Annotated in this window: 14 protein-coding genes; 8 read left to right on the plus strand and 6 right to left on the minus strand. The window is 62.2% G+C overall.

The window, feature by feature from the left end:
• Positions 1–38: 38 nt before the first annotated feature.
• Complete coding sequence (locus tag BHU62_RS13435) at positions 39–959, plus strand: LysR family transcriptional regulator (RefSeq protein ID WP_073532460.1); 921 nt, start codon at positions 39–41, stop codon at positions 957–959.
• Between the two features lies 1 nt (position 960).
• Here BHU62_RS13435 and BHU62_RS13440 read toward each other — a convergent pair whose 3' ends face one another.
• Positions 961–1,428 carry a FlxA-like family protein gene (locus BHU62_RS13440; protein WP_073532461.1) on the minus strand — a complete coding sequence of 156 codons (468 nt, stop codon included), beginning with the start codon at positions 1,426–1,428 and terminating at the stop codon, positions 961–963.
• 52 nt (positions 1,429–1,480) lie between these two features.
• Positions 1,481–2,029, minus strand: coding sequence for a nucleotidyltransferase family protein (locus BHU62_RS13445; RefSeq protein ID WP_073532462.1), 549 nt, complete (start codon positions 2,027–2,029; stop codon positions 1,481–1,483).
• Between the two features lie 145 nt (positions 2,030–2,174).
• Between BHU62_RS13445 and BHU62_RS13450 the strand changes: the two genes are divergently transcribed.
• Both BHU62_RS13450 and eutC read left to right on the plus strand, forming a co-directional pair.
• A complete protein-coding gene (locus BHU62_RS13450; RefSeq protein ID WP_073532463.1) occupies positions 2,175–3,560 on the plus strand; it encodes an ethanolamine ammonia-lyase subunit EutB in 1,386 nt (461 codons plus the stop codon).
• On the plus strand, positions 3,557–4,348 hold the full coding sequence (gene eutC / locus BHU62_RS13455; RefSeq protein ID WP_073532464.1) for an ethanolamine ammonia-lyase subunit EutC: 792 nt from the start codon (positions 3,557–3,559) through the stop codon (positions 4,346–4,348). Before BHU62_RS13450 ends, eutC begins: the two co-directional genes overlap by 4 nt.
• Here eutC and BHU62_RS13460 read toward each other — a convergent pair.
• On the minus strand, positions 4,327–5,229 hold the full coding sequence (locus tag BHU62_RS13460) for a LysR family transcriptional regulator (RefSeq protein WP_073532465.1): 903 nt from the start codon (positions 5,227–5,229) through the stop codon (positions 4,327–4,329). The genes eutC and BHU62_RS13460 overlap by 22 nt on opposite strands.
• 451 nt (positions 5,230–5,680) lie before the next feature.
• On the opposite strand from BHU62_RS13460, the gene budA reads away from it, so the two are divergent.
• The 5 genes from budA to BHU62_RS13485 all read left to right on the plus strand — a co-directional run bounded on the left by budA (position 5,681) and on the right by BHU62_RS13485 (position 10,810).
• Positions 5,681–6,460: an acetolactate decarboxylase gene (gene budA, locus BHU62_RS13465; protein ID WP_073532466.1), complete on the plus strand. Its 780-nt coding sequence runs from the start codon at positions 5,681–5,683 to the stop codon at positions 6,458–6,460.
• A 32-nt stretch (positions 6,461–6,492) separates the two neighbouring features.
• On the plus strand, positions 6,493–8,178 hold the full coding sequence (gene alsS / locus BHU62_RS13470) for an acetolactate synthase AlsS (protein ID WP_073532467.1): 1,686 nt from the start codon (positions 6,493–6,495) through the stop codon (positions 8,176–8,178).
• 143 nt (positions 8,179–8,321) lie between these two features.
• Positions 8,322–9,908, plus strand: coding sequence for an ABC transporter substrate-binding protein (locus BHU62_RS13475; RefSeq protein ID WP_073532468.1), 1,587 nt, complete (start codon positions 8,322–8,324; stop codon positions 9,906–9,908).
• Positions 9,909–9,998: 90 nt separating this feature from the next.
• Complete coding sequence (locus BHU62_RS13480) at positions 9,999–10,388, plus strand: VOC family protein (protein WP_073532469.1); 390 nt, start codon at positions 9,999–10,001, stop codon at positions 10,386–10,388.
• Positions 10,385–10,810, plus strand: a complete 426-nt coding sequence (locus tag BHU62_RS13485; protein ID WP_073532470.1) for an EVE domain-containing protein — start codon at positions 10,385–10,387, stop codon at positions 10,808–10,810. Before BHU62_RS13480 ends, BHU62_RS13485 begins: the two co-directional genes overlap by 4 nt.
• 101 nt (positions 10,811–10,911) lie before the next feature.
• On the opposite strand, the gene BHU62_RS13490 is transcribed toward BHU62_RS13485, so the two are convergent.
• From BHU62_RS13490 to fepD, 3 genes are read right to left on the minus strand one after another with little or no spacing between them, the layout of a single operon-like run.
• The gene (locus tag BHU62_RS13490) at positions 10,912–11,718 is read right to left on the minus strand and encodes an ABC transporter ATP-binding protein (RefSeq protein ID WP_073532568.1); all 807 of its coding nucleotides are present in this window, start codon (positions 11,716–11,718) and stop codon (positions 10,912–10,914) included.
• Between the two features lie 21 nt (positions 11,719–11,739).
• Positions 11,740–12,777, minus strand: coding sequence for an iron-enterobactin ABC transporter permease (gene fepG, locus BHU62_RS13495; RefSeq protein WP_073532471.1), 1,038 nt, complete (start codon positions 12,775–12,777; stop codon positions 11,740–11,742).
• Positions 12,777–13,835: a Fe(3+)-siderophore ABC transporter permease gene (fepD, locus tag BHU62_RS13500; RefSeq protein WP_073532472.1), complete on the minus strand. Its 1,059-nt coding sequence runs from the start codon at positions 13,833–13,835 to the stop codon at positions 12,777–12,779. Before fepD ends, fepG begins: the two co-directional genes overlap by 1 nt.
• Positions 13,836–13,857: the final 22 nt, after the last annotated feature.

The following is a 13,857-nucleotide window of genomic DNA, read 5'->3' on the forward strand; positions in this document are numbered from 1 at the left end:
TTAAATTGATTTATTTAATTCATCTATGAATAAAACACATGAATTACTCATTCAAACAGCTGCGGGTGTTTGTCGCTGTCGCCCGCCACGGCAGTTTCAGCCGCGCCGGCGAGGCGATCGGCCTGACGCAATCGGCGGTCAGCCACAGCGTGAAAGAGCTGGAGGCGGAGGTTGGCGTACGCCTGTTGGATCGCACCACGCGTGAAGTGGTGCTGACCGACGCCGGCCTGCGGCTGGCCAACCGGGTCGAACGGTTGCTGGATGAGCTGCAGGCCGCGTTGCTGGATGCGCGCAGCTTTGGCGTACAGCGCAGCGGCACGGTGCGGGTGGCGACCAGCCAGACCATTTCCGCCCACCTGATGCCGCAGTGCATCGCCGCCGGCGAACGCCAATACCCGGAGATCCGCATCATGCTGCGCGATCAGGCGCAGCAGCAGGTGCTGCATAGTGTGCGCAATGCCGAGGTGGATTTTGGCATCGTGGTCGATCCGGTGCAGGCGGTGGATTTGGAGTGCGAAGCGGTGCTGCATGAACCGTTCCTGCTGCTGTGCCGCGACGATCATCCGTTCGCTGCGCAGCGGGCGGTACGTTGGTCGGCGTTGAACGGCTGCCGCCTGGTATTGCAGGATTATGCGTCGGGCAGCCGGCCGTTGATCGACAGCGCGCTGAGGCAGCAGGGCGTCGAGGCGCAGGTGGTGCAGGAAATCGGCCATCCGGCCACGCTGTTCCCGATGGTGGCAGAGGGGATTGGTATCAGCATTTTCCCGGCGTTGGCGCTGCCATTGCCGGAAGGGGGGCGCCTCAGGGTGCGACGGCTGGAGCCGGAGATCAACCGCGCGTTGATGCTGGTGCGGCGCAAGAACCGCTCGCTGACGCCGGCGGCGGAGGCCATCTGGCAGGTGGCGCGGCAGCAGGCGGCGCTGCTGCACCAGCGCCGGCAGGAAAACGCGGAATATTGACTCAGATATAGACGTCCACCGCGTTGAGCGGCGTCGGGCGGTTTACGCCGTCGCCGGATAGCGCCGCGGCTTTTTCCATTTGCTTTTGCTGCTGCTTTTCCATCTCTTCTCTCTGGATGCGTGCGATCTCGGCCTGCAGCATCCTGATCATCGCTTCGATCTGCTGCTGCTGCTTTTCAATCTCTTTGGGATCGGCGCCGGAGTCCTTCAGCTCCACCAGTTTTTGCTGCAGAGACTGAATTTGCTGGTTCAGCGCTTTGATGCGGGCCGAAGCGCGGCTTTCGTTGGGGTTAGCCGGTTCGTCATTGCCGTTGACGCCTCCGTTCTTCTTCGCCTTGTCGCCTTCCGGCTGGTTGTTGACCGGTTTGGCCATCAGCAATGCACCCTGATGGCCCGGCGCGCTGAAGACGTTGCTGACGCCGGGAACGGTATTTTTGATCGGTACGATCATGGTAATGGTAGTCGACATGAATGCTCTCCCTGAGTCTGGCTATCGCTGCTTAGGGTATCGGCAGCGGCGGCTAAATCTTTACCTGCCGCAGACGTGGCCAGCGTTGCAACCAGCCTTTATCGAGCACGCGCTGTTCATAGGTGGGCCGATCGCCGTTCTTGGCGTTGTAGGTGATGGTGTCGTTGAACAGCGCCGCGAGGCCGAAGGGGGCGACCAGCGTGATGCTGTCGTCGGCGTTCAGGCGTGCGCCGATCGCCGTTTCCACTTCGGTCCAGAAGCTGATGGCTTCTTCGCTGTCGCGGTAGGGCGCCCGGCCGCCGCGCAGGTGCATGCGCGCCTGGTTCTTGACCGACCACGGTTGCGGCAGCCACTGTTGCAGCCGCGCCTCCAGCATGCGGTCGCGCTCGGCGTCCGGCCGTTGCGGATCGAAATGGATCACGTCGATGTCGTTGAGCGGCGTGGTGTCTACATAGCCGTGGCGCCGATCCCACACCAGATTGCGCACAAAGCCGGCGCCCAGGCACCAGTCATTCAGGCCGAGCCGGCGCACGGTGCGCAGGGCGGTCATGCGTTGGTTATCTTGTTGCAGCCAGTCGATAATTTGCCGTTGCGGTTCCATCACCCCTCCTTTTTTCGCGGCTACTGTAACCCGAAGCGGCAGCGGGCGAAATGGCGGCGATCGCGTTTAAATCAATTTTATTTCTCCGCTGGCTACACTTGGTGCAGGGTTTTTATCTCGTCACTCAGGGTAAGGGAGGGGAGCTATGTATCAGGCAACGCTGGGCCAACGTGGCTATCGCTTCGGCGATCTGCGCCAACTGATGGCAAAAGCCTCGCCGGCGCGTTCCGGCGATTATCTGGCAGAGGTGGCGGCGCAAAGCGCCGAAGAGCGCATGGCGGCACGTATCGCGTTGGCCGATCTGCCGCTCAAGGCGTTCCTGCAGCAGGCGTTGGTGCCTTACGAGCAGGATGAGGTGACGCGGCTGATTATCGATAGCCACGACGCCGCCGCCTTTGAACCGATCTCGCATCTCACGGTCGGCGATTTTCGCGATTGGCTGCTGAGCGAGCACGCGGACAGCGCCATGCTGGCGCGGGTGGCCGCCGGCATTACGCCGGAGATGGCGGCGGCGGTGAGCAAGCTCATGCGTAATCAGGATCTGATCCTGGTGGCGAAGAAGTGTCGGGTGGTGACGCGCTTTCGCAATACTATCGGCCTGCCGGGCCATCTCAGCGTGCGGTTGCAGCCCAATCACCCGACCGATAGCCTGCAGGGCATCGCCGCCAGCATGCTGGACGGTCTGCTGTACGGCAGCGGCGACGCAGTGGTCGGCATCAATCCGGCCAGCGACAGCCTGCCGCTGCTGGAAAAGCTCAATTACATGCTGGACGACGTGATCCAGCGCTTCGCCATTCCCACCCAATCCTGCGTGCTGACCCACGTGACCAACACGCTGCGGCTGATGGAGCGCGGCGCGCCGGTGGATCTGGTGTTTCAGTCGATCGCCGGTACCGAGGCCGCCAACCGCGGCTTCGGCATCAGTTTGGCGCTGCTGGCGGAGGCGCAGCAGGCGGCGCTAAGCCTCAAGCGCGGCACGCTGGGCGACAACGTGATGTATTTCGAAACCGGGCAGGGCAGCTGCCTGTCGGCCAACGCCCATCACGGCGTCGATCAGCAAACCTGCGAGGCGCGCGCCTATGCGGTGGCACGCCATTTCTCGCCGCTGCTGATCAACACCGTGGTGGGGTTTATCGGCCCCGAATACCTGTATGACGGCAAGCAAATTATCCGCGCCGGGTTGGAGGACCACTTCTGCGGCAAGTTGCTCGGCCTGCCGCTGGGCTGCGACGTCTGCTATACCAACCATGCCGAAGCCGATCAGGACGACATGGACACGCTGCTGACGCTGTTGGCCGCCGCCGGGCTGACGTTCCTGATCGGCGTGCCGGGCGCAGACGACATCATGCTCAACTACCAAAGCACCTCGTTCCATGACGCGCTCTATATCCGCGAGCTGCTGGGGCTGAAGCACGCGCCGGAGTTCGCCGCCTGGCTGGCGGCGATGAACATTACCGACGAACGTGGGCGGCTGCGTGACGCCGCCGCCAATCATCCGCTGTTGCTGGCGCTACAGGGAGAACGCACATGAGCAAACCGGTTCACGTCAACAGCTGGGACGCGCTGCGCGCCTTTACCGATGCGCGCATCGCGCTGGGGCGCACCGGCGCCAGCCTGCCGACCGACGAGCTACTGCGCTTCGGCCTGGCCCATGCCCAGGCGCGCGACGCGGTGCATCAGCCTTTCGACAGCGAACGGCTGGCGGCGGATCTGCACGATGTCGGTTGGCCCACGCGGGCGGTGCACAGCCAGGCCGCCGATCGTGCCGCCTATCTGCGTCGGCCGGATCTGGGGCGGCGACTGGCGACGGACAGCCGCCGCCAGCTGCTCGCTCTGCCGCCGCGCCGCATCGATCTGCTGCTGGTGGTGGCGGACGGCCTCTCTTCTAAAGCGGTGCACCGCCAGGCGCTGCCGCTGCTGCAGGCGCTGCGGCCTTATCTCGCGACGCTGGGACTGGCCGTCGCGCCGGTAGTGCTGGCGCATCAGGCGCGGGTGGCGCTGGGGGATGAGATCGGCGAATGCCTGCAAGCCCAGGCGGTGGCTGTCCTGATCGGCGAGCGGCCGGGGCTGTCGTCGCCGGATAGCCTGGGCGTCTATTTGACCTGGGGGCCGAGCGCGGGCAGAACGGACGCCGAGCGCAACTGTATCTCCAACGTGCGGCCTGAGGGACTGGATTACCCGCAGGCGGCGTTTCGCCTGGCCTGGTTGTTGGAGCAGGCGTTCCGGCGGCGATTGACCGGCGTCGAGCTCAAGGACGAGAGCGACAACCCGGCGCTGCACGGCCGGGTGACACCGCATTACGCCCAGCTGGGCGGCTGACCGATGGTTTGCTGCAGCAGGGCGGTGAAGGCCGCCAGCCGGGCGGACACCTTCGCCATCGGTCGCAGCAGATAGATGCCTTGCTGCTCATGGCGCGGATCTTCCAGCATTTGCACCAGTCGCCCACCCTGTACGTCTGGCCCCACCACCCAGTTGGGCAGAAAGGCGATGCCGAGGCCGAGCAGCGCCGCCTGACGCTGCGCGGTAAAGTCGTCACAGCGCAGCGCCATGGTGCAGCGGCTCATCAGCGCCGCGTCGAGGATCTGCGCCCAGCAGGCCGGCTGCTGTTTGTGGTAGCGGGCGATCAGCCGATGCTGTGGCAGCGCCTCCAGATCGGGCGGCAGGCCATAGCGGGCAACGTAGGCGGGGCTGGCGCACATCACCCAGCGTTGGGTGGCGATGCGGCTGGCGTACAGTGAGCTGTCCTTCTGCTCGCCGATGCGGATGGCGGCGTCCAGCCGTTCCTGTGTCGGATCGGTCTGGCGTTCGGTCAGATCGAGGTCGACCGACAGCTGCGGATAGCGTTCCGCCAGCGTTGGCAGCAGCGGCAGTACATAGGTTTTGCCGAAGGTCGGTAGGCAGCTGATGCGCAGCGTGCCCTGCGGCGTTTCGTTCAGCGCGTTCAGCTCGGCGCGAATGCCGGTAATGTCCGTCATCAGCGTGGCGGCACGCGTCAGCAGCAGCTCACCGGCGTCGGTCAGCAACAGGCCGCGGGTGGAGCGGACGAACAGCGCGGCGCCGAGCGCGCTTTCCAGCGCGTCGATGTGGCGCACCAGCGAGGAGGGCACCATGCCCAGCCGGCGCGCGGCGGCGGAAAAGCTGCCCAAGCGGGCCACGTCGAGAAAGATCGGCAGATGTTCAACATAACGGGCGTCATTCATTTTTGCATTATATGCAAAAGCGTTTCTTATGAATACCTGCTTCTCTGCCGACGGCGCGGCGGCTACTCTGACTGCGGGTTGACGACGGGCTTCAACGCCGCCTCATCCTGGCCGTATAGAGAGAAAACGCATAAACCTCGCGGCCTTTAGCACCAAATAGCAGATGTTTTTCCCAGGCCGCGCGAGCCGCCTGCGGAGTTGATTGTCGCTCCAACACCAGATTAACCGTTCAATTTGATAACTGGTTCAGTCTCAATGATTAGTAAGCCTTTACTTTACGTCATTCTGATCTGATGCCTGGTTATCGGCCGGCCAGCCGTGCCGGTTTTTTTGTCGCTTCAGGCTGAATCGTTCCAACTGATGAACGCGCCCTGGGCGGCATCTTGGCTCACCGGCGGTGAGCCTTTTGAACGCGCGGAACCGCAGTTCCGCGCTGGTGGAGGAGTCAGTCATGTACGAAAAACACGGGTGTTCCTGTGCGCGCCATTTGGCGCAGGGTTTCGCCAGGCAGTCGATCAACGCCGGGGAGGGCGAAATCTATCAAATCTCGCTGATGAGTGCGCTCATCGATGGGGTCTATGAAGGGGAGACCACCATTGCCGAACTGCTCAAGCACGGCGATTTCGGCCTCGGCACCTTCAATCATCTGGACGGCGAACTGATCGCTTTCGACCAGGAAATACACCAGCTGCGCGCCGACGGCAGCGCCCGCCCAGCCGGCCTGCAACAGAAAACCCCCTTCGCCGTCGTCACCTTTTTCCAGCCCAGCGTCAGCCAGCAGTTCGAGCGGCCGATCACCAAGGCGCAGCTGCACCAGTGCATCGACGAGCAGGTCGCCTCGCCGAATCTGTTTTGCGCGGTGCGGGTCGATGGCGAGTTCAGCCATGTGGAAACCCGCACCGTGCCGCGCCAGGAGCGGCCTTACCGCCCGATGCTGGAGGCGATAGCCGAGCAGCCGACGTTCTCGTTCCACCAGCGGCGCGGCACGCTGGTCGGCTTCCGCTCGCCGGACTATATGCAGGGCATCGGCGTGGCCGGTTACCACGAACACTTCGTTACCGACGACCGCAGCGGCGGCGGCCACGTGCTGGACTACCAGCTCGATCATGGCCGTCTGCAGTTCGGCGTCATCACTCGTCTCAATCTTCAGTTGCCGCATGATGCGGATTTCTTGCGCGCCAACCTCTGCCCAGAGGATTTGGATCGCGCGATTCGTTCCGCCGAGGGCTAACCCCGGCGATCGTTTTCTTAGGAGGTGGAACCATGGCACAGGAAAAAACAGGCAATGATTGGCAATGCGGCGCCGATTTGGTGGTGAAAAATCTGGAAGCGCAGGGCGTCAAACACGTTTTCGGCATTCCGGGCGCCAAGATCGACCGGGTGTTCGACTCGCTGGAGGACGCGCCGTCGATCGAAACGGTGGTGGTGCGGCATGAGGCCAACGCGGCCTTTATGGCGGCGGCGGTCGGCCGCCTGACCGGCAAGGCCGGGGTGGCGCTGGTCACCTCCGGGCCGGGCAGCTCCAACCTGATCACCGGGCTGGCCACCGCCACGTCGGAAGGGGACGCGGTGGTGGCCTTCGGCGGGGCGGTGAAGCGCGCCGACAGCCTGAAGCAGACGCACCAGAGCATGGATACCGTCAGCATGTTCCGGCCGGTGACCAAGTATTGCGCCGAAGTGCATGCCGGTTCGGCGATTTCCGAGGTGATCGCCAACGCCTTTCGCCGCGCCGAGTTTGGTCGGCCGGGAGCATCGTTCGTCAGCCTGCCGATGGATATCGTCAATGAACCGGTTAGCGCGCCGGTGCTGGCCGGTTGCCGCTTGCCGCGCATGGGCGCCGCGGCGGCGGACGACATTCAGGCAGCGGTGAAACTGATCCGGCAGGCCAAATGCCCGGTATTGCTGCTCGGCTTGCAGGCCAGCCGGCCTGAGAACAGCGAGGCGGTGCGCCATCTGCTGTACCGTACCCATATGCCGGTGGTCGGCACCTATCAGGCGGCGGGGGTGATCGACGTCAACCACTTCGCCCGTTTTGCCGGCCGCGTCGGCCTGTTCAACAACCAGCCGGCCGATCAGCTGTTGCAGAAGGCCGATCTGGTAGTGAGCGTCGGCTATGATCCGATCGAATACGATCCCTGCATGTGGAACAGCCACGGGCGGCTGAAGCTGGTGCACATCGACGTGCTGCCGGCGGATATCGATACCTGCTATCGGCCGGACGTCGAGCTGGTGGGCAACATCAGCGCCACGCTGAACATGATGACCGAAACGTTCAATGAGGCGGTATGCGTGCCGCCGGAGGTGGAACTGATCCTCACCGATCTCGGCCGCCAGCGTACTGAACTGGCGGAGCGCGCCGCGCGCCGCGGCGGCATGCCGATCCACCCGCTGCGCATCGTCAAGGAGCTGCAGGATATCGTCAGCGACGACGTAACCCTGTGCGTGGACATGGGCAGCTTCCACATCTGGATCGCCCGCTATCTTTACAGCTTCCGTGCCCGCCAGCTGTTGATCTCCAACGGCCAGCAAACCATGGGGGTGGCGTTGCCGTGGGCTATCGGCGCGGCGTTGGTACGCCCGGGCGACAAGGTGGTGTCGATCTCCGGCGACGGCGGGTTCATGCAGTCGAGCATGGAGTTGGAGACTGCGGTGCGGCTGAAAAACAACATCGTGCACGTGATTTGGGTCGATAACGCCTACAACATGGTGGAGATGCAGGAAGTGAACAAATACCGGCGCAAATCCGGCGTGGAGTTTGGGCCGATTGACTTCAAGGCCTACGCGGAATCCTGCGGCGCGGTGGGTTTCGCCGTGCAGTCGGTGGAGGATCTGCGGCCGATGCTGCGCAAGGCGATGGCGATCCAGGGGCCGGTAGTGGTGGCCATCCCGGTCGACTATGCCGACAACTATAAGCTGATGGCGCAGATGAACTTCAGCCAGATGATTTAATTTCATCATCATCGTGCCGTTTCACCGGGGCAGGCCGCTTGCGCGCCTGCCCGCTTTTATGCGCGGATTTTGTCCTTTACATCGCTAACTGCATGATTTATTGCTATCCGTTGGGCTGTTTTTTCACCACTGGGGATAGCACAATGAAAAGAAAAGCAATAACGATCGGGCTGCTGGCGTTGGCGATTGCCGGCGGCGCGCGGGCCAATACGCTGGTCTACTGTTCCGAAGGCTCGCCGGAAGGTTTCAACCCGCAGCTGTTCACCTCCGGCACCACGGTAGACGCCAGTTCGGCGGCGATCTACAACCGGCTGGTGGACTTCAAACCCGGCACCGTCGAGCTGCAACCCAGCCTGGCAGAAAGCTGGGAAGTGAGTGAAGACGGCAAGCGCTATACCTTCCATCTGCGCAAGGGTGTGGCATTCCAGAGCAATAAATATTTCACGCCTACCCGCGATTTCAACGCCGATGACGTCATCTTCTCGTTTATGCGGCAGAAGGACGCCAACAACCCGTATCACAAGGTTTCCAACGGCGCCTACACCAACTTCGAGTCGATGGAGTTCGGCACGCTGATCGACCGGATCGTCAAGGTGGACGAGCACACCGTGCGCTTTGAGCTCTCCCGCGCCGAGGCGCCGTTCGTCGCCGATCTGGGCATGTATTTTGCCACTATTTTTTCAGCGGAATATGCCGACGCGATGCTGAAAGCCGGCACGCCGCAGCGGGTGGACAACGATCCGATCGGCACCGGGCCGTTCCAGCTGGTGCAGTACCAGAAGGACGCGAAAATCCTCTATAAGGCGTTCGATCGTTACTGGGAAGGCAAACCGCAGATCGACCGGCTGGTGTTTTCGATCACGCCGGATGCGACGGTGCGTTACGCCAAGCTGCAAAAGAACGAGTGCCAGGTGATGCCGTTCCCCAACCCGGCGGATCTGGCGCGGATGCGCCAGGACGGCAACATTCAGGTGATGGAAAAATCCGGCTTGAATATCGGCTTCCTGGCGTTCAACACCCAGAAAAAACCGTTGGATAACGTCAAGGTACGCCAGGCGTTGGCACTGGCGGTCAACAAGCCGGCGATTATCGACGCGGTGTTCCACGGCGCCGGCCAGCCGGCCAAGAACCTGCTGCCGCCGACCCAGTGGGGCAGCAACGCGCAGCTTGAAGACTACCCGTATTCGCCGGAGCGGGCGAAACAGCTGTTGCAGGAAGCCGGGCTGGGGCAGGGGTTCGACATCGATCTGTGGGCGATGCCGGTGCAGCGACCCTATAACCCCAACGCCAAACGCATGGCGGAGATGATCCAGGCCGATTGGGCCAACATCGGCGTGCGTGCCAAAATCGTCACCTTCGAGTGGGGCGAATATTTGCAGCGGATTAAAAACGGCGAGCACCAGACTGCGCTGATGGGCTGGACCACCGCCAATGGCGATCCGGACAACTTCTTCGGCCCACTGTTCACCTGCGCTTCGCTCGGTGGCTCCAACTCGGCGAAATGGTGCTACAAACCGTTCGACCAACTGATCCTGCAGGCGCGTGAAGAGAACGATCACGCCAAGCGGGTGGCGATGTACCAGCAGGCGCAGGTGATGATGCACGATCAGATGCCGGCGCTGATGATCGCGCATTCGACCCTCTTCGAACCGGTGCGCAAGGAAGTGAAAGGTTACGAGGTCGACCCGTTCGGCAAGCACATCTTCAAACAGGTGTCGCTGGAGAAGTAATGGGGCTGGCGGTATTTGAGCGCTCTGCTGACAAAAACTGTCACCGCTTGCTGCCAGAGTAAGCGGTAATCCACTTAAGGAGGAAGAGCCATGTTAACCGCTGAAATTTCAATCCTGTATGTCGCCAACGTCATGAAGAGTGCTGATTTCTATTCTTCTTTGCTTAACCTGGAACCCGTGGAAAAAAGCCCGACCTTTGCGCTTTTTATCCTGAAGAATGGTTTTAAGCTGGGCTTATGGTCCAGCCATACCGTTGAGCCTGGCGTGCCACCAACGGCCGCCCAGCCACAGGCTCAGGGCGAAATCGTGTTCTCGGTGCCTGATTTGGCTTCCGTGGATGCGCTCTATCGGGAGTGGGGCTTTAACCGCCAAATTACCGTTATTCAAAAACCGGTCAGGTTGGATTTTGGTTATACCTTCTCCGTACAGGATGTTGATGGCCATCGATTGCGAGTCTGTTTTTTGGAGGATGAAGCATGAACCATTGGCTGGCAGTGGCTTCGGCAGATCATGTTGCAACGGGCGTTGAGGGCGGTTTCATGCAGGTTTGTCATGGAAAGAAAGGCCCATTGAATAAAATCAAACCCGGTGACGGCGTTGTCTATTATTCCCCCTCAAGCAGTTATGGGAAAAGAGATGGTTTGATGGCGTTTACTGCCGCCGGCTTTGTCGATGAAGGAGAGCCATATCAATATGATATGGGGGAGGGGTTCATCCCTTTTCGCCGAGACGTGCGCTGGGTGCATCATAAGACATTGCCGATAGCACCATTTTTGCGAGAGCTGGATTTTACATCCTTGCAAAGCAATTGGGGGTATCAGCTGCGATTTGGCATTCTGTCTATTACTGAAAAAGACTTCCGGTTCATCCTTCAGCACATGGGGGAAAACGGCGCAGGTTAAAGAGACGCGGGCAGGTGAGCCATCGCATGGCGTCTCTGGCCTCTTCACGCGGATATTTCTGCATGAAGGGCAAGAGCCGCCATCGATGGGAAGATCCTATTTCATGCCTGCGGCGCGTCGCAGTGGTAGCGCCCGCGCGGGATCACCAGCGGCGTATGGGACAGCGGATCGTCGATGATCATACACGGCATGCCGAACACCCGTTCCACCAATTCGGCGGTGATGATGTCCGCCGGTTTCCCCTCCGCCACGATCTTGCCGTCGCGCATGGCGATGATATGGTCGGCATAGCGGCAGGCGTGGTTGAGATCGTGCAGTACCGCGATGAGGGTTTGACCGCGCTCGCGGTTGAGCTGGCGGAACAGATCCAGCAGCTCGATTTGGTGCGCGATGTCCAGATAGGTGGTCGGCTCATCCAGCAGCAGCAGCGGCGTCTGCTGCGCCAGCGCCATCGCTACCCAGACGCGTTGGCGCTGCCCGCCGGACAGCTCGTCGACGCTGCGCTCCGCCAGTTGGCTGACGTTGGTGGCCGCCATGGCGGTTTCTACCGCCTGTTTGTCGGCCAGCGTCCACTGTTTCAGCAGGCTCTGGTGCGGGTAGCGGCCGCGCGATACCAAATCCGCAACGGTAATGCTGTCCGGCGCGATCGAGGTTTGCGGTAACAGGCCGAGTTCGCGCGCCAGCGCTTTGGTGGCGAAACTGCTGATGTTTTTGCCGTCCAGCATCACCTCGCCGGCGCTGGGTTTCAGCAGGCGACACAGGGCGCGCAACAGCGTCGATTTGCCGCAGGCGTTCGGGCCGACGATCACCGTGAAGGCCCCGTCGGGGATCGCCACGCTCAGGTCGTTGGCGATGATTTTATGGTCGTAGCCCAGCTTCAGGTGCGAGGCGTGCAAGCGGTGGCTCATGGTGTTATCACTCTTCATTATCTATCTGCGGGCCTCACGAATTAGCAACCAAATCAGGTACAGGCCGCCGATACAGACGGTCACGACCCCGACCGGCAGCTGGAGCGGCGCGAAAAGATGTTGGGACACTACGTCAGCACCGAGCAGCAGCGTTGCGCCCATCAGCGCTGAGGACGTCAGGGTGACCGAGGATTGCCCGGCCAGGCGGCGGGCGATCTGCGGCGCCGCCAGCGCGATAAAGGAAATCGGCCCGGCGGTGGCGGTGACGGCGGCGGTGAGGGTCACGCCGAACAGCATCAGCCATAGCCGGCTGCCTTCGGCGTTGACGCCCAGGGCGCGCGCCGTGTCATCGCCCATTTCCAGCAACTGCAGCCGTTTGCCCATCAGCAGCGCGGCCGCGGCCGCCAGAACGATAAACGCCGTGGCGGGTTGGGCTTTCTGCCAGGTCATGCCGTTGAGCGAGCCGGCCTGCCACATGGCGGCGTCCATGGCACGCTCCAGCGAGGCGGTGATGATTAGCCAGGTATTGGTGGAGACCAACACCGCGCTGATGGCGATACCGACGATGATCAGCCGGAAGCCGGCGATACCCTGCCGCCAGGCGAGCAGGTAGATGGCCAGCGCGGAGAGAATGCCACCGGCCAGCGCGCCGCCGGCGGTGTAGTAATAGCCGCCGTTGAACAGGGTGATGGCGATCAGCGCGCCGGTGTAAGCCCCCATGTTAAAGCCGATCACGTCCGGGCTGCCGAGCGGATTGCGGATAATCGACTGGAAGATGGCGCCGCTCATGCCGAGCGCGGCACCTAATAACAGTGCCATGGCGATGCGCGGTAAGCGCCATTGGGTGACTACGGTCACCAGGTTTTTCGGCGCCTCGCCGCTGAGTGCGGCAAAGACCTGTTCCAACGAGAGCTGCAACGTGCCGTAGCACAGTGCGGCAACGGCCATCGACAGGCACAACGCCAGCAGCGCAAGATTGACCAGCAGCAGGCGTAAGGGCATGCGCCAGTTGATCACGCCGTCCGGGCGGCCGACATGCAGAGTGTGAGGCAGATTCATCATAGTCCCCCCAGCGTTTTCTTGCGGCGCACCAACCAGATCAGCACCGGCGCGCCGATAAAGGCGGCGACGATGGAAACTCGCAGTTCACTGGCCGCCAACAGACGCCCGACCACGTCGGCGCACAGCAGCAAAATCGGCGCCAGCAGCATGGAGTAGGGCAGGATCCAACGCTGGTCGGGGCCGACCCACCAACGGGCGATATGCGGCACCATCAGACCGATGAAGCTGATCGGGCCGACGGTGGCGGTCGCCGCGCCGCACAGCAGCGTGATGGCGATCACTGCGACGACTTGGGTCAGCACCACGCGCGCGCCGAGCGCGATAGCCAGGTCTTCTCCCATGCCGATAGTATTCAGCGGCCGGGCGATGAGCAGCGTCAGCAGGCAGCCAAGTAAAATGGCGGGGGCGGTGACCGGCAGCGTGGACAGGGTGCGGATATCCAGCGTGCCGGCTTGCCAGAAGCGCAGTTGGTCGAAAGTCTGCGGATCGATCAGCGACAGGCCGGTGGTGATGCCGAGCAGCACCGCGCCGATCGCCACGCCGGCCAGCGTCAGCCGCACCGGGTTGATGCGCCCGCCCGCCAGCGTGCCGATCAGGTAGACCAGCAGGGTGGTGATGGCGGCACCGGCGAAGGCGAAAGCCATATAGCTTTCCGTGGTGGCGGCGCCGAAAAACATGATGCCAATGACCACGGCGAAGCTGGCGCCGGCGTTGATGCCGAGCACGCCGGGATCGGCCAGCGGGTTGCGCGTCAATGCCTGAATAAGCGCGCCGGCGGCGCCTAACGCCATGCCGGCCAAAATGCCCGCCAGGGTGCGGGGCACCCGGGCGTTGAGAATGATGGTGCTGTCGGAACCGCTTGCGGCACCTTGCAGGCTGAGCCAGACGGTATGAAAGGGAATGGATTTGGAACCCAGCATCAGGCTGGCAATGATGCACAGCAGCAACAGCGCCAAACCGATGCCGAACCCGGCAATGCGTTTGAAACCACTGGCGTAAGCTGCGTGCGGCGCAGACGAAGGAAGCGTCTGCTCAGTCGGAGTGGGTACGTTCACACTGGTAACTCCTTTATGATTT

This window comes from Serratia marcescens (assembly GCF_001902635.1).
Classification (GTDB): domain Bacteria; phylum Pseudomonadota; class Gammaproteobacteria; order Enterobacterales; family Enterobacteriaceae; genus Serratia; species Serratia marcescens_F.